25 protein-coding genes are annotated in these 24,497 nt (G+C 69.5%); 23 read left to right on the top strand and 2 right to left on the bottom strand.

Annotated elements, in window-relative coordinates:
* Window positions 1–123: 123 nt before the first annotated feature.
* Complete coding sequence (locus tag AMK21_RS21055; protein WP_073880189.1) at window positions 124–552, top strand: Rieske (2Fe-2S) protein; 429 nt, start codon at window positions 124–126, stop codon at window positions 550–552.
* A 53-nt stretch (window positions 553–605) separates the two neighbouring features.
* Here the strand turns inward: AMK21_RS21055 and AMK21_RS21050 are convergent, their stop codons facing one another.
* Window positions 606–1,535, bottom strand: a complete 930-nt coding sequence (locus AMK21_RS21050) for a hypothetical protein (protein ID WP_073880187.1) — start codon at window positions 1,533–1,535, stop codon at window positions 606–608.
* A 226-nt stretch (window positions 1,536–1,761) separates the two neighbouring features.
* Here AMK21_RS21050 and AMK21_RS21045 point away from each other — a divergent pair, with 226 nt between their 5' ends.
* The 20 genes from AMK21_RS21045 (at window position 1,762) to AMK21_RS20945 (ending at window position 21,340) form a co-directional block, all read left to right on the top strand.
* On the top strand, window positions 1,762–2,391 hold the full coding sequence (locus AMK21_RS21045; protein ID WP_073880185.1) for a papain-like cysteine protease family protein: 630 nt from the start codon (window positions 1,762–1,764) through the stop codon (window positions 2,389–2,391).
* A gap of 4 nt (window positions 2,392–2,395) precedes the next feature.
* On the top strand, window positions 2,396–3,280 hold the full coding sequence (locus tag AMK21_RS21040; RefSeq protein WP_073880184.1) for a hypothetical protein: 885 nt from the start codon (window positions 2,396–2,398) through the stop codon (window positions 3,278–3,280).
* 143 nt (window positions 3,281–3,423) lie between these two features.
* Window positions 3,424–5,511 carry an excinuclease ABC subunit UvrC gene (uvrC, locus tag AMK21_RS21035; RefSeq protein WP_073880182.1) on the top strand — a complete coding sequence of 696 codons (2,088 nt, stop codon included), beginning with the start codon at window positions 3,424–3,426 and terminating at the stop codon, window positions 5,509–5,511.
* Window positions 5,508–6,515, top strand: coding sequence for an RNase adapter RapZ (rapZ, locus tag AMK21_RS21030; protein WP_234422004.1), 1,008 nt, complete (start codon window positions 5,508–5,510; stop codon window positions 6,513–6,515). Before uvrC ends, rapZ begins: the two co-directional genes overlap by 4 nt.
* Window positions 6,512–7,546: a gluconeogenesis factor YvcK family protein gene (locus AMK21_RS21025; RefSeq protein ID WP_073880180.1), complete on the top strand. Its 1,035-nt coding sequence runs from the start codon at window positions 6,512–6,514 to the stop codon at window positions 7,544–7,546. The genes rapZ and AMK21_RS21025 overlap by 4 nt, the downstream gene beginning before the upstream one ends.
* A complete protein-coding gene (gene whiA / locus AMK21_RS21020) occupies window positions 7,537–8,526 on the top strand; it encodes a DNA-binding protein WhiA (RefSeq protein ID WP_026241502.1) in 990 nt (329 codons plus the stop codon). The genes AMK21_RS21025 and whiA overlap by 10 nt, the downstream gene beginning before the upstream one ends.
* A gap of 263 nt (window positions 8,527–8,789) precedes the next feature.
* Window positions 8,790–9,800, top strand: a complete 1,011-nt coding sequence (gene gap / locus AMK21_RS21015) for a type I glyceraldehyde-3-phosphate dehydrogenase (RefSeq protein ID WP_073880178.1) — start codon at window positions 8,790–8,792, stop codon at window positions 9,798–9,800.
* A 113-nt stretch (window positions 9,801–9,913) separates the two neighbouring features.
* Window positions 9,914–11,125 (top strand): phosphoglycerate kinase, encoded by a 1,212-nt coding sequence (locus tag AMK21_RS21010; protein ID WP_073880176.1) that lies wholly within the window; start codon window positions 9,914–9,916, stop codon window positions 11,123–11,125.
* Window positions 11,126–11,131: 6 nt separating this feature from the next.
* A complete protein-coding gene (gene tpiA / locus AMK21_RS21005; protein WP_073880174.1) occupies window positions 11,132–11,908 on the top strand; it encodes a triose-phosphate isomerase in 777 nt (258 codons plus the stop codon).
* A gap of 120 nt (window positions 11,909–12,028) precedes the next feature.
* Entirely contained in the window at window positions 12,029–12,259 is a 231-nt protein-coding gene (gene secG / locus AMK21_RS21000; protein WP_018512146.1) for a preprotein translocase subunit SecG, read from the top strand.
* A gap of 108 nt (window positions 12,260–12,367) precedes the next feature.
* Entirely contained in the window at window positions 12,368–12,703 is a 336-nt protein-coding gene (locus AMK21_RS20995) for an RNA polymerase-binding protein RbpA (protein WP_073880172.1), read from the top strand.
* Window positions 12,704–12,905: 202 nt separating this feature from the next.
* Window positions 12,906–14,558, top strand: a complete 1,653-nt coding sequence (gene pgi / locus AMK21_RS20990) for a glucose-6-phosphate isomerase (protein ID WP_073880170.1) — start codon at window positions 12,906–12,908, stop codon at window positions 14,556–14,558.
* A 4-nt stretch (window positions 14,559–14,562) separates the two neighbouring features.
* Entirely contained in the window at window positions 14,563–15,072 is a 510-nt protein-coding gene (locus tag AMK21_RS20985; protein ID WP_073880168.1) for a PH domain-containing protein, read from the top strand.
* The gene (locus AMK21_RS20980; protein ID WP_073880166.1) at window positions 15,069–16,598 is read left to right on the top strand and encodes a PH domain-containing protein; all 1,530 of its coding nucleotides are present in this window, start codon (window positions 15,069–15,071) and stop codon (window positions 16,596–16,598) included. The genes AMK21_RS20985 and AMK21_RS20980 overlap by 4 nt, the downstream gene beginning before the upstream one ends.
* Before the next feature lie 57 nt (window positions 16,599–16,655).
* Complete coding sequence (locus tag AMK21_RS20975; protein WP_073880164.1) at window positions 16,656–17,495, top strand: poly-gamma-glutamate hydrolase family protein; 840 nt, start codon at window positions 16,656–16,658, stop codon at window positions 17,493–17,495.
* A 177-nt stretch (window positions 17,496–17,672) separates the two neighbouring features.
* Window positions 17,673–18,485, top strand: coding sequence for a recombinase family protein (locus AMK21_RS20970; RefSeq protein WP_073880162.1), 813 nt, complete (start codon window positions 17,673–17,675; stop codon window positions 18,483–18,485).
* A complete protein-coding gene (locus tag AMK21_RS36145; protein WP_234422003.1) occupies window positions 18,475–18,729 on the top strand; it encodes a hypothetical protein in 255 nt (84 codons plus the stop codon). Before AMK21_RS20970 ends, AMK21_RS36145 begins: the two co-directional genes overlap by 11 nt.
* Before the next feature lie 314 nt (window positions 18,730–19,043).
* Entirely contained in the window at window positions 19,044–19,280 is a 237-nt protein-coding gene (locus tag AMK21_RS20960; protein WP_073880158.1) for a hypothetical protein, read from the top strand.
* Window position 19,281: 1 nt separating this feature from the next.
* The gene (locus tag AMK21_RS20955) at window positions 19,282–19,782 is read left to right on the top strand and encodes a hypothetical protein (RefSeq protein ID WP_073880156.1); all 501 of its coding nucleotides are present in this window, start codon (window positions 19,282–19,284) and stop codon (window positions 19,780–19,782) included.
* Window positions 19,783–20,878: 1,096 nt separating this feature from the next.
* Window positions 20,879–21,340 (top strand): phage terminase small subunit P27 family, encoded by a 462-nt coding sequence (locus AMK21_RS20945; protein ID WP_324613918.1) that lies wholly within the window; start codon window positions 20,879–20,881, stop codon window positions 21,338–21,340.
* Between the two features lie 58 nt (window positions 21,341–21,398).
* On the opposite strand, the gene AMK21_RS20940 is transcribed toward AMK21_RS20945, so the two are convergent.
* Entirely contained in the window at window positions 21,399–22,382 is a 984-nt protein-coding gene (locus tag AMK21_RS20940) for a transcriptional regulator (RefSeq protein ID WP_324613914.1), read from the bottom strand.
* Between the two features lie 1,170 nt (window positions 22,383–23,552).
* Between AMK21_RS20940 and AMK21_RS20930 the strand changes: the two genes are divergently transcribed.
* The gene (locus tag AMK21_RS20930) at window positions 23,553–23,960 is read left to right on the top strand and encodes a hypothetical protein (RefSeq protein WP_073880150.1); all 408 of its coding nucleotides are present in this window, start codon (window positions 23,553–23,555) and stop codon (window positions 23,958–23,960) included.
* Window positions 23,961–24,094: 134 nt separating this feature from the next.
* Window positions 24,095–24,487: a glycine-rich domain-containing protein gene (locus AMK21_RS20925; protein WP_234422001.1), complete on the top strand. Its 393-nt coding sequence runs from the start codon at window positions 24,095–24,097 to the stop codon at window positions 24,485–24,487.
* Window positions 24,488–24,497: the final 10 nt, after the last annotated feature.

Raw genomic sequence — 24,497 nt, 5'->3', positions numbered from 1 at the left:
GTATCGTCGGTTCCGTCACCGGCGGGACATCGGGACGGGAAACGGACGGCCTGCGGCCCCCGTCGCCTTTCTGCCCGCCCGGCGACACCCGCCCCACCCCGAACAACGATCCGTGGAGTCCGCATGCCCGGCCTGCCCGCCGCCCGCCGAACCGTGCTGAAGGGTGCCGCGCTCGCCGGTGCCGCCGGGCTGGGAGCGGCCGCCTGCTCCACCGAGTCCAAGCTCGGCCACGCCAAGTCGCCCACCCCCACCGCACCCGTCGCCCTCGGCGAGGCCTCCGAGGTGCCCGTCGGCGGCGCCAAGCTCTACCGCGAGCAGCGTCTCGTCGTGAGCTGCCCGGCGAAGGGCGAGTACAAGGCGTTCAGCGCCCAGTGCACCCACGGCGGCTGCGTCCTGACCAAGATCGAGGGCACCGAGGGCCACTGCGCCTGCCACGGCAGCCGCTTCGACACGACCACCGGTGAGGTCGTCCAGGGCCCGGCCACCGTGCCGCTGCCCGCCGTCCCGGTCACCGCCGAGGGCGGAAAGCTCGTCGCGGGCCCTGCCGCCTGACCCCGCCGCACGACCTCGGCGCCTGACCCCACCCCGTAACGCGGACCGGGCGGTCAGGCCCAGTCCCAGTCGATGCCGACGAGCCCCGGCCGCACCCCCTCCTCCACCACATGCACCGTCCGGTGCCGTCCGGTGAGCGTCAGGTCCCTGCGGGCGGCCCGCGCCGCGCCGGCGGAGGACTGCTCGAACCGGCGGCACCGCACCGGCAGCGCTCCCTCGTCGAAGCCGACCTGGAGCACGTACTGCCCGCCGCCGAAGGTGAAGCCGCGCACGTACTCGTCGCTGGGCCCGCCCGTACCGTCCTCGAAGCCGTAGCCGAAGACGTACGTCTCGCCCGACCGCAGCCGGGTGTCGAAGAGCAGCTCCGCCACCAGCACCCCCGCGTCCGCGTCCCAGCGCACCCGTCCGGTCCGGCAGTTCTCCCCAGCCCGTACGGCGATCCGCGAGGGGTCGCACCCCGGATCGCCCCGGTGGATCGCCAGATAGCGGTCGACCCCGTCCCGGTGCGCCCGTACGACATGGAGCGAGGTACGGCCCGCCAGCTCACGCCGGGACCCGATCCGTACCCGCTCCTGGTGGTCCACGGTGTGCAGCCCGCCGTCCACCGGTGACTCCAGCACCGCCAGCAGCCGCTCCACCGCCCCCGAGGACTCCAGCAGCGAGCGGTACGAGCGCGCCGCCGGGCGCTCCCCGTCGGTGCCACCGGAACCGTCGCCCCGCAACAGCCGCAGCAGCGAGTCGTCCGGCAGCGCGAGCACGTCCTCCAGCGCGCGCACGGCCCGCAGCGACTCCGGGCGACGGGGGCGCCGCACGCCCTGCTGCCAGTAACTCAGGCTGGTCACCCCGAGCTTGACGCCCCGGTGTGCCAGATGGTGCTGCACCCGGTGCAGCGGCAGCCCGCGCACGGAGAGGGCGGTGCGCAGGGCCAGATGGAAGGGGCCGGTGTGCAGCACCCGGGCCAGTTCTCTCTCGGTGTGCCGCATAGGGGCCTCCGGTGAACGTTCACGTGGGGGAGAGGGGACACCGCCCCCGGGGGATGCGGGGAAGCAGGTGAAGGGGCTGCGCCGTTCACACGGGCGTCGCGCCGTTCACACCGTGATGTCACTCCGCATTGAAGCGTGTTGACCTGCTCCGGACAACGGTCGATGCTCCTCATCAGCGTCCGGACGCGCTCCTCCGATCCCCGCCCCCCGCCTTGGGAGGAACGCCATGCGCAACCGAAGAATCCGGCCCCGTAGGCTCCCGTTCACGGCCCTTCTGGCCGCCGCCCTCCTCGCCGTCCCCGCGGCCACCGCCACCGCCACCGCCACCGCGGCCCAGTCCCCGTCCGCATCGCAGGACGGCGGAGTCTCCGTCGCCGCCGCCCAGCGCCTCAACATCACCATGCAGGCCCAGCAGAAGAGCAACTGGTGCTGGGCGGCCGGCGGCAACACCATCGCCGCCTGGTTCGGCCGCGGCTACTCCCAGAACCAGTTCTGCAACGCCTCCTTCAACCGTTCCCAGAACACCGAGTGCCCCAACTCGCAGGCCACCCTCGGCAACGTCCAGACCGGCCTGGCCTGGACCGGCGTCCGGCCCGGCAGCTACGTCACCGGCTGGCTGCGCTACCCGACCGTCCAGACCGAGATAGCCGCCCAGCGGCCCATCGAGACCCGCATCCAGTGGTCGTCCGGCGGCGGCCACATGCACGTCATCTACGGCTACGACGACGCCGACAGCTGGGTCTACTGGGGCGACCCGTGGCCCTCAAGCGACCGCTACAACTGGGCCTCGCACTCCTGGTACGTGAACAACAACCAGTTCTCCTGGACCCACTCGCTCTACCGGATCGGGGCGTGAGGACATGACCGCGACCACCCGGCGCCTCGCCGTCGCCACCGCACTCGCCGCCACCGCCCTGTTCACCGCCGCGCCCCTGGCCACCGCCGACGAGGCGCCCGCCCCGCCCAAGCTGACCGCCGCCACGCTCGAAGCGGCCCACGAGGCCGCCTCCGCACCGGCGACCCTGGACACCCTGTCCCGGTTCTTCGCCCGGGAGGGAGCGGTGGCGCGTACGGCGGCCGCCCCGCGCATCGAGGCGAAGACCGTCCCCGTACGCACGCTCTCCGCCGCGTTCGTCGCCGGGAGGCCGGGGGCCGCGCCGAGCACCCTCGACTACCTCGCCGCCACCGCCGTCTCCTCCGACGGTCAGAAGGCCTCCCTGTGGACGGTCCCCGGGGCCGACGGGAGCGGGAAGTGGCAGGTGGTGAACGTCGCCACCGGCGACGACGAGGCCCGCTACACCGCGCGTGGGGCCCGCGCGCTCCCCGGCGGCACGGTCTTCCGCGAACCGCAGATCGACGCCTGGTACGTCCACGACGCCTCCCGGGTGCTTCCGCTCGACGAGGACGCGACGGCCGCGGTGGGCGCGAAGGGCACCACCCTGGTCGCCTACCGGGCCCGGGTGAAGGAGGCGTACGGCGACAAGCTGCCCGGCTCCGGCTACGCGAAGTCCGGCAAGGCGGGAGGCTACGGCCCCGAGGCGGCGGCAGGCACCGGAGCGGCCCCGGCCGCCCCCGCGCCCGGCCCCGCGCTCGCCGACGCGGCGGGCACGGGAACCCCGGACACCGCCCTGACCACGGTCTCCACGATGGCCGGGGCCGGGGCCCTGCTCGCCCTGGCCCTCGGCGGCGCCGCCGCCGTACGCCACCGCGTCCGCACCCGGCAGAACCCCGCGCCGGACGCCTGAGCGGAGCGCCCCGGGGCACGCACGCCCCGGAACGGCCGTTCATGAAGCTGCGCTCCGGGGCCGCCGGCACCCCCGGAGCCCCGGAGCGCACCGGTCACCCGGAGGACGACGCGCTGTCACACCCCGCAAGTAGGGTGTGAACCATGGCAGACCCCTCCAGCTACCGCCCCAGCCCGGGGCAGATCCCCGACTCCCCGGGGGTCTACAAGTTCCGCGACGAGCACCGCCGGGTGATCTACGTCGGGAAGGCCAAGAACCTCCGCCAGCGCGTGGCCAACTACTTCCAGGACCTGGCCGGTCTCCACCCGCGTACGCGCTCGATGGTCACGACCGCCGCCTCCGTGGAGTGGACGGTGGTCTCCACCGAGGTCGAGGCGCTCCAGCTGGAGTACACCTGGATCAAGGAGTTCGACCCCCGGTTCAACGTCAAGTACCGGGACGACAAGAGCTACCCCTACCTCGCCGTCACGCTGAACGAGGAGTTCCCCCGCGTCCAGGTGATGCGCGGTGCGAAGAAGAAGGGCGTGCGCTACTTCGGTCCGTACGGGCACGCCTGGGCGATCCGCGAGACGGTCGACCTGATGCTCCGCGTCTTCCCCGTCCGCACCTGCTCCGCCGGCGTCTTCAAGAACGCCGCCCGCACCGGCCGCCCCTGCCTGCTGGGCTACATCGACAAGTGCTCGGCCCCCTGCGTCGGCCGGGTCACCCCCGAGGAGCACCGGGAGCTGGCCGAGGACTTCTGCGACTTCATGGCCGGGCGCACGGGCACCTACATCCGCCGCCTGGAGAAGGACATGACGCAGGCGGCCGAGGAGATGGAGTACGAGCGCGCCGCCCGCCTCCGTGACGACGCCGGGGCTCTCAAGCGGGCCATGGAGAAGAGCGCCGTCGTCCTCGCGGACGCCACCGACGCCGACCTGATCGCCGTCGCCGAGGACGAGCTGGAGGCCGCCCTCCAGATCTTCCACGTGCGCGGCGGCCGGGTCCGCGGCCAGCGCGGCTGGGTCACCGACAAGGTCGAGGCGGTCGACACCGCCGGCCTCGTCGAACACGCCCTCCAGCAGCTGTACGGGGAGGAGCGCGGCGACGCCGTCCCCAAGGAGGTCCTGGTCCCCGCCCTGCCCGAGGACCTCGAAGCGGTCTCCCAGTGGCTCGCCGAGCGTCGGGGCTCCCAGGTCAGCCTGCGCATCCCACAGCGCGGCGACAAGAAGGACCTCATGGCCACGGTCCAGCGCAACGCCCAGCAGGCGCTCGGCCTGCACAAGACCAAGCGCGCCTCCGACCTGACCACCCGCTCCCGGGCCCTGGAGGAGATCGCGGAGGCGCTCGGCCTGGACACGGCCCCGCTGCGCATCGAGTGCTACGACATCTCCCACCTCCAGGGGGACGACGTGGTGGCCTCCATGGTGGTCTTCGAGGACGGCCTCGCCCGCAAGAGCGAGTACCGCCGCTTCCAGATCAAGGGCTTCGAGGGCCAGGACGACGTCCGCTCGATGCACGAGGTGATCGGCCGCCGCTTCAAGCGCTACCTCCAGGAGAAGGAGCGCACGGGGGAGTGGGAGGCGACACCGGAGGCAGCCCGCGGGGCCCTGGCGCCCGCCCTCACCGATCCGCCCCCCGCAGGCCCCACCGCCACCGGCCCCGTCCCGGCCCCCGCCCTCCCCGCCGTCTCCCCGGCCGACGAGACCGACCCCCGGGAGGACGACGGCCGCCCCAAGCGGTTCGCCTACCCGCCGCAGCTCGTCGTGGTCGACGGCGGACAGCCCCAGGTCGCCGCCGCCAAGCGCGCCCTGGACGAGCTGGGCATCGACGACATCGCCGTCTGCGGCCTGGCCAAACGCCTGGAGGAGGTCTGGCTCCCCGATGACGACGACCCCGTCGTCCTCCCCCGCTCCAGTGAGGGCCTCTACCTCCTCCAGCGCGTCCGGGACGAGGCCCACCGCTTCGCCATCACCTACCAGCGCGCCAAGCGGGCCAAGCGCATCCGCTCCAGCCCCCTGGACGACGTGGCGGGCCTGGGCGAGACCCGCAAGCAGGCCCTGATCAAGCACTTCGGCTCCGTGAAGAAGCTCCGGCAGGCGACAATCGAGGAGATCTGCGAGGTCCCCGGGATAGGGCGCAGGACGGCCGAGTCGGTGGCGGTCGCCCTCGCCGCGGCGGCTCCCGCGGCCCCTGCCGTGAACACGGCCACAGGAGAGATCATGGAAGAGGACGACGGGGGCACGTCATGACCGAGCACACCCGCCGGGCCGACGGCGGAGGTGACGCCGACAGCGCGCCCACCGACGACCGGCAGCACGAACGAACAGACCGAGCAGACGGAGTAGACGTGAGTACGGACACCACGAACGAGACGGGCGAGGCAGTGGCGCCGACCATCCCCGAGCTGGTGATCATCTCCGGCATGTCCGGCGCCGGACGCAGCACCGCCGCCAAGTGTCTGGAGGACCTCGGCTGGTTCGTCGTCGACAACCTGCCGCCCGCGCTGATCCCCACCATGGTGGAGCTCGGCGCCCGCTCCCAGGGCAACGTGGCGCGGATCGCCGTCGTCGTCGACGTACGCGGCCGGCGCTTCTTCGACAACCTCCGCGAATCCCTCGCCGACCTGGAGGCCAAGCACGTCACCCGGCGGATCGTCTTCCTGGAGTCCTCCGACGACGCCCTGGTGCGCCGCTTCGAGTCCGTCCGCCGCCCGCACCCCCTCCAGGGCGACGGCCGCATCGTCGACGGCATCGCCGCCGAGCGCGACCTGCTGCGCGAGCTGCGCGGCGACGCCGACCTGGTCATCGACACCTCCAGCCTCAACGTGCACGAGCTGCGGGCCAAGATGGACGCCCAGTTCGCGGGCGAGTCGGAGCCGGAGCTCCGCGCCACGGTGATGTCCTTCGGCTACAAGTACGGCCTGCCCGTCGACGCCGACCTGGTCGTGGACTGCCGCTTCCTGCCCAACCCGCACTGGGTCCCGGAGCTGCGTCCCTTCACCGGCCTGAACGAGGAGGTCTCCGCCTACGTCTTCGACCAGCCGGGGGCCAAGGAGTTCCTCAACCAGTACACGGAGCTGCTCCAGCTGATCGCCGCCGGCTACCGCCGCGAGGGCAAGCGGTACGTGACCATCGCCGTGGGCTGCACGGGCGGCAAGCACCGCTCCGTCGCCATGTCGGAGAAGCTCTCGGCCCGCCTCGCCGCCGAAGGCGTCGAGACCGTCCTCGTCCACCGGGACATGGGGCGAGAGTGACCGGTCGCAATCTGCGGATGCGGCGGCTGAGCCGCGCCACCTCGGCGCTCTCCGGCCGCAAACGCGGTGGACAGCCCAAGGTCGTCGCCCTCGGCGGCGGCATGGGCCTCTCGGCGTCCCTGGCGGCGCTGCGCCGGATCACCGGCGATCTCACGGCCGTGGTCACCGTCGCCGACGACGGCGGCTCCAGCGGCCGGCTGCGCGAGGAGCTGGGTGTCCTGCCGCCCGGCGACCTGCGCAAGGCGCTCGCCGCGCTCTGCGGCGACGACGACTGGGGCCGCACCTGGTCCCGGGTCATCCAGCACCGCTTCGAGTCCAAGGGCGACCTCCACGAGCACGCGGTCGGCAATCTGCTGATCGTCGCCCTCTGGGAGCAGCTCGGCGACCACGTCCAGGCTCTCGACCTGGTCGGCAAGCTGCTCGGCGCGCACGGCCGGGTGCTGCCCATGTCCGCCGTGCCACTGGAGCTCCAGGCGCTGGTCAAGGGCCACGATCCGGAGCTGCCCGACGCGATCGTCACCGTGCGCGGTCAGGCCACCGTCGCGCTCACCCCGGGCGAGGTGCAGTCCGTGCACGTCGTCCCGCCCGACCCGCCGGCCGTCCCGGAAGCCGTCGAGGCGGTCCTCGACGCGGACTGGGTGGTGCTCGGCCCGGGCTCCTGGTTCTCCTCGGTGATCCCGCACCTGCTGGTGCCGGAACTGCTCGACGCACTGGTCACCACGAAGGCCCGCAAGGTGCTGTCGTTGAATCTCGCACCACAGCCCGGTGAAACCGAGGGGTTCTCACCGCAGCGTCATTTGGAGGTTTTGGGACGACACGCCCCTAAACTCGCCTTGGACGTGGTGCTGGCCGACGAGGCAGCCGTGCCCGACCGCGAATCGCTCGACGACGCCGCCCGGCGGCTCGGAGCCGTGGTCGAGCTGGCGCCGGTGGCATCGCCCGACGGCGTTCCGGTCCATGATCAGGAGCTGTTGGCCGCCGCGTACGACCGTATTTTTCGGATGCATGGAAGGATCGGCCCATGGCGATGACGCCAGCGGTGAAGGACGAAATCTCTCGGCTTCCCGTCACCCGGACCTGCTGCAGGAAGGCAGAGGTCTCGGCGATTCTTCGGTTCGCGGGCGGGCTGCACCTGGTGAGCGGCCGCATTGTGATCGAGGCGGAGCTGGACACCGCGATGGCGGCGCGCCGGCTCAAGCGCGACATCCTCGAGATCTTCGGGCACAGCTCGGAGCTGATCGTGATGGCCCCCGGTGGGCTGCGGCGCGGCTCGCGCTATGTCGTACGGGTGGTGGCGGGCGGCGATCAGCTGGCCCGCCAGACCGGTCTGGTGGACGGCCGGGGCCGCCCCATCCGCGGGCTGCCCCCGCAGGTGGTCTCGGGGGCCACCTGCGACGCCGAGGCCGCCTGGCGCGGGGCGTTCCTCGCGCACGGCTCGCTCACCGAGCCCGGCCGCTCCTCCTCGCTGGAGGTCACCTGCCCCGGCCCCGAGGCGGCCCTCGCCCTGGTCGGCGCGGCCCGCCGGCTCTCCATCGCGGCCAAGGCCCGCGAGGTGCGCGGCGTGGACCGGGTCGTCGTCCGCGACGGCGACGCGATCGGCGCCCTGCTCACCCGGCTCGGCGCCCATGAGTCGGTGCTGGCCTGGGAGGAGCGCCGGATGCGGCGCGAGGTCCGCGCCACGGCCAACCGGCTCGCCAACTTCGACGACGCGAACCTTCGCCGCTCGGCCCGCGCTGCGGTCGCCGCCGGGGCCCGGGTGGGGCGCGCGCTGGAGATCCTCGGCGAAGAGGTCCCCGAGCACCTCGCGGCGGCCGGCCGGCTGCGCATGGAGCACAAGCAGGCCTCGCTGGAGGAGCTGGGAGCGCTCGCCGAACCCCCGCTGACGAAGGACGCGGTCGCCGGCCGGATCCGCCGCCTGCTGGCCATGGCCGACAAGCGAGCCCAGGATCTCGGCATCCCGGGGACGGAGGCCACGCTCAGCGAGGAGCTGGCGGACGGCCTGGTCGGCTGACCCGCCCACGGACTGCCGGCCGACTCGGCCGCGAACACAGGACGTTGGTCCCCGGCCGCCCGGGACCATGGTCCTGAAGCGTGAACGGAGGCCCGTGACCCTACTGGGAAGTACGGGCCTCCCGCCGTATTCCGGTGGCGCGTACGGCCCCTCTCGATGTCACTCCGGAGCCCTTGGAGGGGTAGGGTCGGAGGCGGTCGGGGACATCCCTATACAACTCGCCGGCGTCGAAAACCGGCGTACCTATACGAGGAGATCGGTTCGTGACGATCCGCGTAGGCATCAACGGCTTTGGCCGCATCGGCCGCAACTACTTCCGCGCGCTGCTGGAGCAGGGTGCGGACATCGAGATCGTGGCTGTCAACGACCTGGGTGACACTGCGACCACGGCCCACCTGCTGAAGTACGACACCATTCTGGGTCGTCTCAAGGCAGAGGTCAGCCACACCGCCGACACCATCACGGTCGACGGTCACACCATCAAGGTGCTCTCCGAGCGCAACCCGGCCGACATCCCCTGGGGTGAGCTGGGCGTCGACATCGTCATCGAGTCGACCGGCATCTTCACCAAGAAGGCCGACGCGCAGAAGCACATCGCCGGTGGCGCCAAGAAGGTCCTCATCTCGGCTCCGGCCAAGGACGAGGACATCACCATCGTGATGGGCGTCAACCAGGACAAGTACGACGCGGCCAACCACCACGTCATCTCCAACGCCTCCTGCACCACCAACTGTGTGGCGCCGATGGCCAAGGTTCTCGACGAGAACTTCGGCATCGTCAAGGGCCTGATGACGACGGTCCACGCGTACACCAACGACCAGCGCATCCTGGACTTCCCGCACTCGGACCTGCGCCGCGCCCGCGCCGCCGCCGAGAACATCATCCCGACCACGACCGGTGCCGCCAAGGCCACCGCCCTGGTCCTCCCGCAGCTCAAGGGCAAGCTCGACGGCATCGCGATGCGCGTCCCGGTCCCGACCGGCTCCGCCACCGACCTCGTCGTCACCCTGGACCGCGAGGTCACCAAGGACGAGGTCAACGCCGCGTTCAAGAAGGCTTCCGACGACGGCGACCTCAAGGGCTTCCTGACGTACACCGAGGACCCGATCGTCTCCTCGGACATCGTCGGCGACCCGTCGTCCTGCACCTTCGACTCCTCCCTGACCATGGTCCAGGAGGGGAACACGGTGAAGATCCTCGGCTGGTACGACAACGAGTGGGGCTACTCCAACCGCCTCGTCGACCTCACGGTCTTCGTCGGCGAGCAGCTCTGACCCTCGGGTCGGCAGGCAACTCGATGTGAGTGAAGGGGCTCGGCCGGCGCAACGAAGCGCCGGCCGAGCCCCTCAGCATGCTCATCGGTCCTCCCAAGGAGTAAACGGAACAGATGAAGACGATCGACGAACTTCTCACCGAAGGGGTCGCCGGCAGGCGGGTATTCGTCCGCGCCGACCTCAACGTGCCGCTGGACGGCACCACCATCACCGACGACGGCCGCATCCGCGCCGTCCTGCCGACGGTCTCCAAGCTCGCCGAAGCCGGCGCGCGCGTCGTCGTCGCCTCGCACCTGGGCCGCCCCAAGGGCGCCCCGGACCCGGCGTTCTCGCTGGCGCCCGCCGCCGCGCGCCTCGGTGAACTCCTCGGTGCCGACGTGGCCTTCGCGACCGACACCGTCGGCGACTCCGCCCGTGCCACCGTCGCGGGCCTGACCGACGGCCAGGTCGCCGTCGTGGAGAACCTCCGCTTCAACGCCGGTGAGACCTCCAAGGACGACGCCGAGCGCGGCGCGTTCGCCGACCGGCTCGCCGAGCTCGCGGACGTGTACGTGGGCGACGGCTTCGGTGCCGTACACCGCAAGCACGCCTCGGTCTTCGACCTCCCGGCCCGGCTGCCGCACTACGCGGGCTACCTCATCGCCACCGAGGTCGGCGTGCTGAAGAAGCTCACCACCGACGTCAAGCGCCCGTACGCCGTCGTCCTCGGCGGCGCCAAGGTCTCCGACAAGCTCGGCGTCATCGACCACCTGCTGGAGCGGGCCGACCGCATCCTGATCGGCGGCGGCATGGCGTACACCTTCCTCAAGGCCCAGGGCCACGAGGTCGGCAGCTCGCTGCTCCAGGAGGACCAGATCACCGCCGTCCAGGAGTACCTGCGGCGCGCGGAGGACAAGGGCGTGGAGTTCGTCCTCCCGGTCGACGTCGTCGTCGCCCCCGCCTTCCCCGACCTGAAGACCAGGGCCCCGGCCCACCCCAGCACCGTCGCCGCCGACGCCATTCCGGCCGGTCAGATGGGTCTGGACAACGGACCGGAGACCAACAAGCTCTACGCATCGAAGCTCGCCGACGCGGCCACCGTCTTCTGGAACGGCCCGATGGGCGTCTTCGAGCACCCCGACTTCGCCGACGGCACCCGCGCGGTCGCCCAGGCGCTCGTGGACTCCCCGGCCTTCAGCGTCGTCGGCGGTGGCGACTCCGCCGCGGCCGTCCGCATCCTGGGCTTCGACGAGAATGCTTTCGGACATATTTCGACCGGTGGCGGCGCCAGCCTCGAATACCTCGAGGGCAAGACGCTTCCCGGCCTCGCCGCACTGGAGGACTGAACCCCAATGACCACCCGCACCCCGCTGATGGCGGGCAACTGGAAGATGAACCTCAACCACCTCGAGGCCATCGCCCACGTCCAGAAGCTCTCCTTCGCCCTGGCCGACAAGGACTACGACGCCGTCGAGGTCGCCGTCCTGCCGCCCTTCACCGACCTGCGCTCCGTGCAGACCCTGGTGGACGGCGACAAACTGAAGATCAAGTACGGTGCCCAGGACATCTCGGCGCACGACTCCGGTGCGTACACCGGGGAGATCTCCGGCCCGATGCTCGCCAAGCTGCGCTGCACGTACGTGGCCGTCGGCCACAGCGAGCGCCGCCAGTACCACGGCGAGAGCGACGAGATCTGCAACGCCAAGGTGAAGGCCGCCTACAAGCACGGGCTGACCCCGATCCTCTGCGTCGGCGAGGGCCTGGACATCCGCAAGGCCGGTGAACAGGTCGCCTACACGCTCGCGCAGCTCGACGGCGCCCTGAAGGACGTCCCGGCCGAGCAGGCCGAGTCCGTCGTCATCGCCTACGAGCCGGTCTGGGCCATCGGGACCGGCGAGGTCGCCACCCCCGAGGACGCCCAGGAGGTGTGCGGTGCGATCCGCCACCGGCTGGCCGAGCTGTACTCGCAGGAGCTGGCCGACGCCGTCCGCATCCAGTACGGCGGCTCGGTGAAGTCCGGCAACGTGGCGGCCATCATGGCGCAGCCCGACGTCGACGGCGCCCTGATCGGCGGCGCCGCGCTGGACGCCGACGAGTTCGTCAAGATCGTCCGCTTCCGCGACCAGTGAGTATGCGGTAGCGCGGATCCGTCGTACCCTTGCGGGGGCCGTGGGGGTTGCCACCCTCCGGCCCCCGCTGTACGTACAGGCAGTAGTCGAGAATTCTGAAAGTAGGGACCAGCCGTGGTTATGGCGTTCCAGATCGCTCTGATCGTCTTCAGCCTGCTGCTGATGCTGCTGGTGCTCATGCACAAGGGCAAGGGCGGCGGCCTCTCCGACATGTTCGGTGGCGGAATGCAGTCGTCCGTCGGTGGCTCCTCCGTCGCCGAACGTAACCTCGACCGCATCACCGTTGTGGTGGGCCTGGTCTGGTTCGCGTGCGTCGTCGTCCTCGGCCTGCTGGTCAAGCTGGGCGACTGACCCCCGTCCGCGATTGCCGGTGAGGGTGTAACTCCTTTCACTGGACGCGCGTTGGGCCTTACGTAGACTGGGGCATCCTCGAGCACCATCACGCAGGGAGTTACGACCGTGGCAAGTGGCAACGCGATCCGGGGAAGCCGGGTCGGAGCGGGGCCGATGGGTGAGGCCGAGCGGGGCGAGTCCGCGCCGCGCCTGCGCATCTCCTTCTGGTGCTCGAACGGGCACGAGACGCAGCCGAGCTTCGCCCATGACGCGCAGGTGCCGGACACCTGGGACTGCCCGCGCTGCGGCTTCCCGGCCGGCCAGGACCGGGACAGCCCTCCGGACCCGCCCCGCACCGAGCCGTACAAGACCCACCTCGCGTACGTACGCGAGCGGCGCAGCGACGAGGACGGCGAGGCCATCCTCGCCGAGGCGCTGGCCAAGCTCCGCGGCGAGATCTAGCACGGCGAGATCCCGCACCGCCACGTTCCGTACAGCTCCACGAACCACCCCAGTCGTTCACCGGCCGGACACCCCACGGGTGTCCGGTCGGACTGCTTTTCCGCGCCGTGGCCCGCGTCCGCGCCACCCGCCTCCTCGATCAATTAGGTTGGAGGGGCAGCGGGGATGCTGACGTACAAGAAGAAGTGGGCTGATATCCGGGATGAACGCAGCAAGCCGAACCAAGCTCAACCAGACCCCCGAGTGGACGGCTCTCGCCAAGCACCGTGAGGAGTTCGGCGCGGCCCAGCTGCGCGAACTGTTCGCGCAGCAGCCGGACCGGGGCACCGCCTACACCCTCCGGGTCGGCGACCTCCACCTCGACTACTCCAAGCACCTGGTCACCGACGAGACGCTGCGCCTGCTGCGTGAACTCGCCGCCGCCACCGGGGTCGCCGGGCTGCGGGACGCGATGTTCCGCGGCGAGAAGATCAACACGACCGAGGACCGGGCCGTCCTGCACACCGCGCTGCGCGCTCCGCGCGGAGCGGTGATCGAGGTCGACGGTGAGAACGTCGTGCCCGCCGTGCACGCCGTCCTGGACAAGATGGCCGCCTTCGCCGAGAAGGTCAGGGCGGGGGAGTGGACCGGCCACACCGGCAAGCCCGTCAAGAACATCGTCAACATCGGCATCGGCGGCTCCGACCTCGGCCCCGCCATGGCGTACGAGGTGCTGCGCTCCTTCACGGACCGCTCCCTCACCGTCCGGTTCGTCTCCAACGTCGACGGCGCCGACCTCCACGAGGCGGTCCGCGACCTGGACCCCGCGGAGACGCTGTTCATCGTCGCCTCGAAGACGTTCACCACGATCGAGACGATCACCAACGCCACCTCCGCCCGCGACTGGCTCCTCACCGAGCTGCGGGCCGGTCAGGACGCCGTCGCGAAGCACTTCGTGGCGCTGTCGACCAACGCGGAGAAGGTCGAAGAGTTCGGCATCGACACGGCCAACATGTTCGAGTTCTGGGACTGGGTCGGCGGCCGCTACTCCTACGACTCCGCGATCGGCCTCTCGCTGATGATCGCCATCGGCCCGGACCGCTTCCGCGAGATGCTCGACGGCTTCCACCTCGTCGACGAGCACTTCCGCACCGCCCCCGCCGAGGAGAACGCCCCGCTCCTGCTCGGCCTGCTCGGCGTCTGGTACGGCAACTTCTTCGACGCCCAGTCGCACGCGGTGCTGCCCTACAGCCACTACCTGTCGAAGTTCACCGCGTACCTCCAGCAGCTCGACATGGAGTCCAACGGCAAGTCCGTCGACCGCGAGGGCGACCGCGTCGACTGGCAGACCGGACCGGTCGTCTGGGGCACCCCCGGCACCAACGGGCAGCACGCGTACTACCAGTTGATCCACCAGGGCACCAAGCTGATCCCGGCGGACTTCATCGGCTTCGCCGCCCCGGTCCACGACCTGCTGCCCGGCCTGATCGCCCAGCACGACCTGCTGATGGCCAACTTCTTCGCCCAGACCCAGGCGCTCGCCTTCGGCAAGACGCCCGACGAGGTACGCGCGGAGGGCGTGCCCGAGGAGCTCGTCCCGCACAAGACGTTCCGGGGCAACCACCCGACGACGACGATCCTCGCCGACAAGCTGACCCCCTCGGTCCTCGGCCAGCTCATCGCGCTCTACGAGCACAAGGTCTTCGTCCAGGGCGCCATCTGGAACATCGACTCCTTCGACCAGTGGGGCGTCGAACTCGGCAAGGTCCTCGCCAAGAAGATCGAGCCCGTCCTGACCGGGGATGCCTCCACCGGGGAGCTCGACAGCTCCACCGCCGCCCTGGTCTCCGCCTACCGCACGCTGCGGGGGCGCTGAGCCCATGCCGGCGGGGGAGGGGACGGCGACGGTACGGCTGCGGCCGCCGCGCAACACGCTGAACGAGCGGGTCGTGAGCTGGTGGCGGGTCCAGTGGCTGCTGATGACGGCGGTCCCCGTCCTCCCGCTGGCCGTCCTGGGCGCGGTGATCGAACCCGCCCGCCTCTGGCTGCTGCTGCCCGCCGCGGTCCTCGCCGCGGCGGGCGCGGCGGCCGCCGTCCTCCTCCCGCTCTGGTGGTTCCGCACCCATCGCTGGGAGGTCACTCAGGACGCGGTGTACGTACGCACCGGGTTCTTCCGGCAGGAGTGGCGGATCGCGCCGATGTCCCGGATCCAGACCGTGGACACGGTGCGCGGCCCGCTGGAACAGCTCTACCGGCTCGCCACCGTCACGGTCACCACCGCATCCTCCAAGGGCGCGGTACGGATCGAGGGCCTGGACCACGAGATCGCCGCCGAACTGGCCGAACGGCTCACCCGCATCACCCGTGACACCCCCGGCGACGCCACATGAGCACCCCGCAATCCCCGTACGCCCCCGCGGACGGCTGGCGCCGCCTCGACCCCCGTACGGTCTGGGTCACCGCCCTCGTCGTGGCGGGCGTCGTCGCGGGCGCCGCCGTGCCCGCCACCCTCGGCCTCGCCCGCTGGCTGGGGCTCCCCGGCGCGGTGCTCTGGGCGCTCGCCGCGGCCGCCGGAGCCATCGGCGTCGCGGCGGGCGCCGACCGGGTCCGCTGGCACCGCACCCGCTACCGGATCGGCGAGGAGCGCGTCGACCTCCACACCGGCCTCCTCCTCGTCAAGCGCCGCTCCCTGGCCCGGACACGGATCCGCACCGTCGACCTCACCGCCAACCTGCTGCTGCGCCTCCTGGGCCTCGTCACCGTCAGGATCGGCACCGGCGAGCACGGCAGCGACTCCACCCTGGAGCTGGACCCGGTCACCCGCGCCGAGGGCGAACGGCTCCGCCGCCTCCTGCTGGAACGCGCCACCACCCCGCAGCCCGGGATGCACCGCGACGGCGAACTGGCCACGCTGGACCCGCGCTGGATCCGCTACGCACCGGTCTCCTTCGTCGCCCCCATGCTCGGCGGCGCGGCCGTCGGTGCCGTCATGCAGATCAGCGACTGGGTGGGGGCCCAGGGCGAGGTCATCGCCTGGCTCGGCGACCGCTTCCAGGAGACCCCGCTCCTGTGGGTGATCGTCATCCTCGTCGCGGCCGCCCTGGTCGCGGGTGTGGTCGGGGCCCTCGGCCTCTGGATCGAGATGTGGTGGAACTACCGCCTGGAGCGCGAGCCCGGCGGCACCATCCGGGTCCGGCGCGGGCTGTTCACCTCCCGGTCCATCTCCGTCGAGGAGGCCCGGCTGCGCGGAGTCGACCTGGTCGAACCCCTCGGCGTACGGATGGTCGGCGCCGCCCGGCTGGACGCCATCACCACCGGGCTCGCCCAGGACAGCGAGTCCAAGAACGCCGACCACAACACGGTCCTCCCGGCCGTGCCGCGCCCGCTGGCCGACTCCGTCGCCGCCGCGATACTGCGCGAGGAGGCCACCCCGACCGGCGCCCCGCTGACCCGCCACCCACGTGCCGCCCGTGGCCGCCGGCTGCGCTGGTCGCTCGCCGCCGCCCTCGCCCCGGTCCTGCTGCTCACCCTCCTCGGGGCGCTCCTCACCCCCGTACTCCTGTGGATCGCGCTCGGCTGCGCGGTGGTGTTCCCGCCGCTCGCGGTGGCGCTGGCGCTGGACGCTTACCGGAACCTGGGCCACGCGCTCTCCGGCCGCTACCTGGTCACCCGATCCGGCACGCTCCGCCGCTCCACCGCCGCCCTGGAGCGGGCCGGGGTGATCGGCTGGACCGTCAGGCAGTCGTACTTCCAGCGGCGGGCGGGGCTGCTCACCCTCACGGCGACCACGGCCGCCGGAGGGGGCGTGTACTCGGCGTACGACACCGACGTGTCCGAGGGCCTCACCTTCGCCGCCGAGGCCGTCCCCGGGCTGCTGGAGCCCTTCCTGGAGCGGGATGTGCGCCCCGGCCCGTGACGGACGGCACAACCGGCCTCCTGGGCAGCCGGACCGCTGTCGGCGACGATAGTGATCATGACCTTCACCCACCGTCGTACGGTCCTCACCGCCCTGGCCACCGCCGCCGTCAGCGGTCCGCTGCTCGGCTCGCTCACCGCGACCCCGGCGCACGCCACGGACGATCTGGACACCTACACCTCCAACACCGACCTCTACAAGAAGCTCGCCGGACAGGAGGGCGTCGAGTTCGCCCGCCGCTACAAGAGACACGAGTACGCCGACCACTCGACGCCGCAGAGGTACCCGTACAACCGGACCACCGTCATGGCCCTGCACGGCGGCGGCATCGAGACCGGCACCTCCGAACTCTGCCTCGGCATAGCCGGCTACCACCCGGCCACGCTCGCCCCGCTCCAGGACGGCCACGGGGTGCACGACTACTGGATGTTCGAGGGGCTGCGCTCCTCGGGCAACCGCGATCTGCACGTCACCGCCAAGAACTGCGACGACCACGTGGCGATCTCCATGGCGGCCGGCAGCCTCAACGTCCTGAGCCTGCACGGCTGTACGGCGGCGCAGGCGGGCACCGTCCCGCAGGCCGTGGTGGTCGGCGGGCTCAACACCCGCTTCAAGACCCTGCTCAAGGCCGAGTTCGACCAGGTGGGCATCGCCTGGCGGGACGGGAACGAGACGCCCGACCTGGCAGGCGTCAACCCCGCCAACCCCGTCAACCGCACCATGCTGTCCAAGGGCGGTCAGCTGGAGCTCACCACGGAGCTGCGCGCCGCCATGTTCACGAACAACACCCGGGCGGGCCGGGCCGGCAGCACGACCCCGGTCTTCGACCGCTTCGTCGGAGCCTGCCGGGCCGCGATCAGCAAGCTGGAGCAGGGCACGGACCAGGTCATCCTCTGACGCCGGGATGCCCGGGGCCCGTCAGCCGCCGTGGGTCGTGTCGATGACGCAGAAGCGGTTGCCCTCGGTGTCTCCCAACACTCAGAACTAGAGGTTCTGGAGTGTGCAGCATGGTGGCATCGGTCCTGGTCAAGCCCGGTAGCGGGAATCCCTCGGTCCCTACGGGGAGCATGAACAGTGCACCCCTTCGGGTCCGGTGACGCGCTCCGCGAGGCCGTAGACCTGGACGTGAGCGCGTCCACGTTCGGACCGTTCGACCGTCCGGAACTCGGCGGATGGCTCAACCGGCCCGACGAGTACGACGCGCTTGTCTGGTGGCGCTTCGACCGCGCTATCCGGTCCATGGCGCACATGCACGAGCTTGCGAAGTGGGCTCGTGACCACCGGAAGATGCTCGTCTTCGCCGAGGGCATTGGCGGGGGCAAGCTCGTCTTTGACTTCCGGAACCCCGTGGACCCCATGGCCGAGTTCCAAATGATGATGCTCGCCTTTGCGGCACAAGTGGAGTCGCAGAGCATCAAGGACCGCGTTACCGGGGCCATGGCAGCCATCCGCCGGATGCCGCTCCGGTGGCGCGGGGGTGGTCGTCCCCCGTACGGCTACATGCCCGCCCCCATGGCCGCAGAGTTCGGCGGTATCGGGTGGACGCTCGTACCGGACCCCGACGCGGTAAAGGTCATTGAACGGATCGTCCGTGAGCTGTTGGAAGGGACGACCGTTTCGGCAATCCACGTAGTCGAGATTCCGGGGTACGACCCCGAGCCCGAGTTGCGCCCGCAGCATCGACAACAAGGAACGCACGGACACGGACGCGCGCTGGTGCTCCTCGAACTCCGCCAACGTGGTATGCGGCCGGTCGGTGTGACGATGCGTTGCGGGTCGACCTTTTCGGCTGCTTCCAGGGAGGGACGCCCCGTGCGCGACGCCGAAGGTGTTCGCCGACGAGTGGGCCGAGAAGGACACGGCGGGGCGACGCGCGATGCTCATTGAAGCGGGGGTCCGGCTCGACGTGCGGCGCGGTGTCCGTGGCGGATGGCGCAAGCTCGACGTACGGCGCGTGGACTTCACCATGCGCGGTGAGCTGGACCCCGCAGCGGAAGCCCTCGCGGGAGAGGTGTCGGCGCTTGAGTCCGTGGTACGCGGAGACTCCCCCACCGAGGGCGCGTCCGTGCGCCTGGTCGAGCCAGCCCGTGAACTGGTCGCCGAGCCGGTCCGCGAACTGGTGGCCGCGTAGCACCACGCGCCCGCTACGCCCCTTAAGAGCCCCGGACGGCCCCTGTGTGCTGCCGGGGCTCTGGCGTGCCCGCAGACGGGCATACGCGGCTTCGATGATCAGCGGGGATGCCATGACGGAATGACGGTTCTACCCGTTTTTTCGGATGCGTCTAGAAAACCTAGGAGAAAACGAAACGCGCGTGCACTGATCAGCACCCCGCAAGCGGTTTCCGCGTAGGGACACACGCCCCCATAATTCCAGAACTTCAATCACGAACCCCTGACGTGCCATACGCAGGGGCTTTTTCATGCCCGGACAGTGGAGAAAAAACCATGAACGAATATCTCAGCCGCGCCGAATTCCTGGACGGGAAGCGCGACAAGGGCCAAAACTGTGCTGACACATTCAAGTGGGACGAGCGAATGGAAGAACTCGCCGCACTGCGTGACTCGCGTCCCGCGGTGTTCGAAATGCTCGGCACGTCTACCCGGATGAGCCTTGGCTACTACGAGAACGACAAGAAGATTGCAGCCGAGCACGGCCGCGACGTGACGAAGGGTGCCAACTGATATGACCAACAACGAAATTCAGAAGGCTGCCGAGCGGGTCGCCAAACTCCAGGCTCAGGCAGAAAAGCTCTCCGCTCCGATCGCTGACGCTCAGGCACAGTTGGAAGCGGCGCAGGAATCCGAAAAGGCTCGCAGGGCCGAGCGCGGGGCGGTCTACGACCGTGAATTTGTGGAGTCTTGGGGTGCGCGAGCGGAGGAAGCTGCCCACTCCGGCGATGACGCCCGAGAGCGGTTCATTCAGGCACTGTCGGCCGAGCCGTGGTTTGCCGCGTACGTAGAGTTCCGCGCGGCTCGTTACCGGCGGAGCCACGTGCTGACCGAAGCCCAGCGGGCACAGCGGTCTATCGGCGAACCGAACACGGTTCCCGAACAGCGCTGGTACGACTCGCAGATGCTGGACGAGATTCAGCAGGCGGTTGAAAAGCAGGCGGCCGAACTCGGGGCCCAGTTCGCCGAGGAAGTGACACAGTCACGCGAGGACCACGTTTCCCGGAAGGGTTAGAAATGGCTACAGACGCACTCGACCCCGGACCGGACGGGGATTACCCGTACTTCCCCCGTGATGAGCAGGGGCGGCCCGCGTGGGCCGACACGGCAACGGACGCAGAGACAATAATGCCGAGGGGAGTTCAGCAGATGCGGCACGCTGGCCGGCTCACGGTTATCGACCTCACACCCCGCCACCCGGACGGAACTCCGATCGATCCCTCGGTGATCCCTCCGAATGGCCCCCATGCCGCGTAAGCCCCGTACCCCCTGCCCGAAACCCGGATGCCCGGGGTTGACGGCAGGGGGGCGCTACATGGTCCAGAGCGCTCACCGCGACGTGAGCCACGCTGCGAGTCCGCTTCCTGTGGCTGTGGCGAGGGCTGCCACCAGCCATCCGGGAACGCGTTGGACGGTCAAGTGGAGTCCGCCGCAACGGAGTTCAACTGCGGGGTGCGTCTCTGCCTGCTACTTCGATGTCATAGCGGCAGTGGACCACGGGGACCGAGGGCCAGTGTCAGCTTGTGTGCAGAACCCCACTCCCAGCGGAGGGTCCCACATGCCCCGCAGACCCCGCCCCCCTTGCTCTATCCCCGGGTGCTCCGAACTGACCCCCCCGTGGTGGTCGCTGTCCGAAGCACACCAGGGAAGCGAACGCGGACCGTGCGGCGCGCGGTGGAGCTGTCTATACCACCCGTTGGCAGCGCATCCGGCGCGCGTACCTGTACGCGAACCCTTGGTGCGTGCTCTGCGGACAGTTGGCGAACGTCGCCGACCATTTCCCCTTGAGCCGACGCGAGTTGATCGCTCGGAATGAGCCGAATCCTGATGCGGCAAAGCATCTGCGTCCGCTGTGCGTCGCGTGCCGTAACCGCGAGACCGCACGTAATCAACCAAGCGGATTTGCTGCCGAAGCACGTTCACGCCGCGAATCGGCCGAGCGTCCGCCGTTCTGACCAGGGGGTGACCCCCTGCCCCTCCCGAGATTGAGCGGCAGGGAGGCAAAAGACTCTCGCCGCAGCTAAAGCCATTTGCGCGGGCCTGCAACGCTGCCCACATATCGAAAGGGAATAACCTTGGCCGACCCACGGCGCAAGAAGCCCGCTCTGCAAGTGATCCGAGAAGGCAACCCCGGAAAGCGTCCTGTCCCGGATAGCGCTGCCGTACCACCCTCGGAACTGACAGAGCCCGATTGGCGCGAGACCTTCCACACTGTGGAAAACCCCAAACGGGAAGCGGTTAACTCTCGCTGCCGCGCAGTCGCCTCGCGCGAATGGCGGCGAGTCGTCCCCGTACTGAAAATCGCGGTCGGACTCGGCGAGGTAGATACCACGGTCCTCAAGGACTACTGCATATCCGCAGCGCGTATCGACCAGTGCGAGCGCGAGCTATCAGAGCACGGCTTGCTCGTCCGGGGCGAGCGAGGGTGGCAGAAGAACGGGGCTACCACCATCGCAGGCCAGTACCGGGCGCAACTTGCGCGGTACGTGCGGGAGTTGGGTCTTTCGCCGAGCGCCCGCACCGCGATTACGGCACCCGCGCCCGACGCTGACGACTCGGATGTTTGGGACTGAATGTAGTTGCACACCGAACCCGCTCTTTCGTCCTTGCGAGGCGAGAGAGCGGGTTCTTTTATTTCCGGGTGAGCGAAATTGCCTTCTCAGCTGTTTGCCGGGCTAGGGGATTCCCGCGATAGGGGGAGAGGAGAGGAGCGATCTTCTTCACTTGCTCGTCAATTCTCCCTGAGTGAATGGCCGGGTAGTCATCCAGAACGGAACTCCATGTAGAGCATGCCGCTTCCATGTGGCCGATTTCGAGCTGTCTCTCAGCCAATAGAGAGCTAAAAATCAGCTTACTGCGTTGCATGTCCGTCGAGTCTCGAAGTCGAAAATGGTCATGCAAGGACTCGACGCTTCCTTTGGTATCGCCCAGGGCATGTCGTACTTCTGCGGTTGAGTATGCGAGAGTGGCGGAGCTGAAGCCGCCGAAAGTCCCAAGCTGGCTTTCTGCTTGGTTAACTGCTCGCTCCGCCTCGCGTAGGCTCGTAAGCGCATTCGTCTTTTCCCCTGCAAGGGCGTAGGCGTGGGCCTGTTGTCCTGCCATGAATGCCCGCATGCGAGGAGTGGACTCGGGCGCTGCCTCTGCGGCAGCGTTCGCGAGCCTTGCCGCTGGTGCTCCGTGACCGAGGTTCGCGGCCTGCACGGACATGCCTCGTAGGACGTGGCAATAGGTGTTATGGTCGCCGCCCGCCCCAGCGAGTTCTAGGGCTTTCACGTAATACTGCTGGGCCCTACCGTGAGCACCTTCGTCGACTGCCATCCATCCGGTCAGGTAGCACAGAAATGCGGCGGCAGACAGCATGGATTTTTGCGTCTCGCTGGACGCGTCCGCGTTGAGATACGGGGTCACAGTGTTGACCAGAAAGGCTGCGGCCAAGGGGCGCGCGTAGCGGCCGCCGAAATCATCGTCGAGATCCGAAAGCCGTTCAGTCATCGCTTTGACCGCTTGAACCTCTGATTGGCCGATGCGCAGCTTCGGATTCCTCTTAAGTGCTTCTATGCGCCCCACAACATCTGGCCATCCTGGGATGGTAAGAGCGACGGAGAATAGTCCCACGCCTAGAACGCTGCGGCGTGATGGGTCCATATCTTGCCTCCCGAGGTCTAGCAGACCTTCAACAGTATTCGGGTGGCCGTTGGAATCATTTGCGGGCGAAGGGAATCCTGCTTCCGCGTGCGTGACCGGGCGGAGCAGTCTCCGTGCAAACGCTTCCAGAATCAGCGGCCGTACGGACTCTTTGGGAAGCTGACCGCGTAACCACTGGTGCACGGACGGCTGTTGGTACTTAAGGGGCGTCCCGCGCTCGGTCCCGATGCGGTTGACCGCTTGGGCGCACTGGCGCATGGTCCACCCGCTCTCGCGGAACAGGCGCTCAAGTCCGGCGTTCGGCTGTCGTGTCGTCATGGCCCAACTCCCGTGCTCTGACTGCTTAACGCTCTTATCTCTTGCCCTCTTCCCAACGGTACCGCTGTGCGTGGTCGGACGGTTGCCTAGTGCGAGCACGGACCACCAAGGGATGACAGTGCAAGGAGGGCTCGGACATGGAACAAGAGCACAGCGACGCTGGCGGGAGCCCGCTCGTTCCCCGCCGGCTCGCAGTGCCCCCGGGCGGCCAGGCCGAACGGCAACGCGAGCGCTGGGAGGCTGGTGCGGTCATGGTGACCCGTCAGCACTTCCCCGAACGAGGTGAGCCGCCCGTCCGGTCGGCGTTCCTGTGGCCCCGGTGCACGTGTGGTTCCCCGCAGTGCCCGGACACGGTGGGAGCGGCCGACGCGGCCGGCGACGACCGGTCGCAGAGCCCGACCATGCAGCGCATTCGCCCCTTGATCGAGGCGGAGAACGGCCGCGCACGCGGGGGGCGTCCGTGAGCGCCGAGACGGCCGAGAAGCCCGCTGTGGACCTCTTCACGGGCACGCCGTACGCGAACAGCCCCGAAGGATGGTGGACGCCGTACGGGGGCGCGCTGGACCGAAAGTCAGGTGTGGTCTACCTGCCCGGCCCGCATCACCCCCCGTCGCCTTTCCACCCGGACGGCTGCCCCAGCTGTGTTCGGCCGGAGGGCCTTTCATGAAGCGGACCTACCACGCCGTCGCGGCGTTCACGGGGCCGCTGCTGATCATCGCTATCAGCGCCTCATGCGGTTTCGTAATCGGCGTGGCCGTCATAGGCCGAAACTGAACAGCCGTCACACGCCCGGCCCTGCCGCCCTGAACGACTGGAGCGAACATGACGCATGAATCCCACTCGGTCGGACCCGACTATTTCGACGACGGCGACCGCGCGGACGCCGCAGCCGTTGCCGCTGGACTCGTCAACGCACTCATTCCGTACGGCATTTCACTGGACGGCATCAGTCTTCGGCAGGTGTGCGATGAATGCTCGGCGCTCAAGGATGCCTATGTGATCAGTCTGGGTTTCCTGCGGCTGGACGATGCGCGAGAGGTCACCGCGAAACTCAAAGACCACACCAACGAATTTCAGCGCTTACACGACACCACCGCCAACATCCAGGTCGGTAGGCAACGGCCCCCTAGTCTCCCGTCCCTGCCGAACGTGGCCGTAGTCGAGGCTCCCTCGTACTCGATTCGGCATCTCGGCAGGGACGGGGCTCGACCCCCGTTCCGACCGTTCTAACCCCTGGACAGGACGCACGGTCGGAACGGGTCAACCCAACAAGGAAGGCAACACAGATGCGAAACGCACTCGCGTTACTTACCCCCGAAGGGCTTGGGGGTGTCGTCGCAACGGTCTCCGACAACAACCCCGGTATGACCGAGGGTACGGCGCAACGGATCGTCGCGGAGGCGATCAAGTTCGTGGACGCCGCAGCGCAGTTCCCCACCACCAGGATCGCCCCTTCCAAGGTCGTGGACGAGGGGTGGCACGCCCTGATCCTGCACACCGAGCTGTACGCCAAGCTGTGTGAAGGGCTGGGCCGGTTTGTGCACCACTACCCCGAGCGCCCCGACCCCGAGCGCTTCGACGAGCACGTCATCACCCGCACCATCGCGACCATCGAACAGGCCGGGTACGAGACGGACTCGGACCTGTGGACGAGCCCCACGAAGTCCCTGGTGTCCGTGGCGGCACAGTGCCAGCACACGCCGCCCGGTGGCTGCGGCCCGATCCGTCCGGGCAACTGCGCGACCACCGGCGAGTAGCTACGCTGCC

The sequence above is a fragment of the Streptomyces sp. CB00316 genome (assembly GCF_001905595.1).
Lineage (GTDB): Bacteria > Actinomycetota > Actinomycetes > Streptomycetales > Streptomycetaceae > Streptomyces.
The sequence above is the reverse complement of the archived record's forward strand: the minus strand, read 5'-3'. Positions and strand labels throughout refer to the sequence as shown.